We start from the raw sequence: 1,554 nt of genomic DNA, 5'->3' as shown, positions 1-1,554 counted from the left end.
CCGCCTCGAGCGCGCGCTGCCAGCGCCCGCCCGAGCCGAAGTGGTACACGTGGTCGAGGTTCGCGGAGACGACGCCGAGCGCCGCGGTGCGCTCGCGGCAGCCGGCGAGGATCGCTCCCACGGCGTCGTCGCGGTCGAGCAGCGTCACGGCGGTGCCGCCGAGCGTCACGGACAGGCCGGGGCTCGGGTGGCTGGGGAGGGTATAGGCAGTACTCACGGCTCGGACCTCCGGAGCCGCCCCTCGCTCTCGAGGTAGCGGGTGCCCGCGACGGGGCACAGCCACGCGGTGCCCTCGTCGGTGGAGTAGGTCTCCTGCTTGAGGCGGTGGCCCGCCTCGCCGACCCATCCGATCTGCCGCGCCGGGACGCCCGCTACGAGTGCGTAGTCCGGGACGTCCCTGACCGCGACGGCGCCGGCCGCGACGATGGCCCACGCGCCGATCCGGATCGGGGCGACGCACACCGCGCGGGCACCGATCGACGCGCCCGTCTCTACGGTGACGCCGACGGCGATCCAGTCGTCGGCGCCCTTGAGGCGGCCGTCCGGGGTGATCGCGCGCGGATTGAGGTCGTTTGTGAAGACCACGGCCGGCCCCACGAAGACGCCGTCGGCCAGGACGGCCGGCTCGTACACGAGCGCGTAGTTCTGGATCTTGCACCGGTCGCCCACGCGGACGCCCGGCCCGATGTACACGCCGCGGCCCACGATGCAATCGCGGCCCACCTGGGCCCCTTCGCGGACGTGCGCGTACTGCCAGACGACGGTTCCGTCGCCGATCATCGCTCCGGCCTCGATCTCCGCGGTCGGATGGTTCCGGACCATGCACCCCTCCATCCCCGGTGCCAGCTCTGGGCGCGCCGGCTCCTGGTTCTACGGTCGGAATCGCCCCCCGCGGTGGACAAGACGGTCGGGCTGAAACGGGTCCTCGCGGGCCGGTAATCGGGTGATGGCGGTTCCCGGCCGCGCGACGTGCGCGTACGGGCCGAGGGCGCGGGCAAGTAGTCCCCGAGACGCCTCCGGCGGTGTTTGCGTACCGGGTACTCGGGCCGCAGTGCAGGCCGTGAGGCCCGGGATTCCGGCCTCAGCGGCGCACATCGCACGCGGAGCCGCCGCGGCGCCCGAGGGAGTAGCGGGGCCGATCACGCAGGCCCACCTGCGCACTACTTGGGTAGCCGCAAGTGGGCATTTTCGCGTACTCACAGAGGTGCCCCGTCCTAGGGCCTTAAGAACCCGGGTACCGACTACTGGTGACCTCGGAACGTGCCGCGGCTGTACTTGAAGGGTGAAGTTCGGTAATTCGCCGAATTTGTTGGGCGACGGGGATTGCTGGGAATCCCGCGTCGCGCACCTCGTCACGGTCGGCTCTTTAGACCGCGGCGAATTGAGTAATGGAAGTCGAGGCGCGTTGTGCGGCATTTGGCTCGGGCGCATGGAAGAGGCTGGGGGTGGTTCAGGGTGTTGACCCTTGGAATCGCGACGGCAATTGCCGCTACGGCCGGTGCGCGCCAGCTTCAGATCGACGCGCACGAGCAGCTCCGGGCCGGGGCAGCGCAG

Annotated in this window: 1 protein-coding gene and 1 pseudogene; both read right to left on the bottom strand. The window is 70.9% G+C overall.

Annotated elements, in window-relative coordinates:
- Positions 1-217, bottom strand: a pseudogene (locus ACLN58_RS22040) (hypothetical protein); the annotation flags it as partial.
- Positions 214-822, bottom strand: coding sequence for an acyltransferase (locus ACLN58_RS22035; RefSeq protein ID WP_415857345.1), 609 nt, complete (start codon positions 820-822; stop codon positions 214-216). The gene ACLN58_RS22035 and the pseudogene ACLN58_RS22040, both read right to left, overlap by 4 nt.
- Between the last annotated feature and the right edge of the window lie 732 nt (positions 823-1,554).

The sequence above is a fragment of the Sinomonas sp. G460-2 genome (genome assembly GCF_047759905.1).
Taxonomy (GTDB): domain Bacteria; phylum Actinomycetota; class Actinomycetes; order Actinomycetales; family Micrococcaceae; genus Sinomonas.
The sequence above is the reverse complement of the archived record's forward strand: the minus strand, read 5'-3'. Positions and strand labels throughout refer to the sequence as shown.

Bases quoted from the DNA above. Each gene is read 5' to 3' on its own strand.
- ACLN58_RS22035 (WP_415857345.1), bottom strand. From the start codon at position 822: ATGGTCCGGAACCATCCGACCGCGGAGATCGAGGCCGGAGCGATGATC.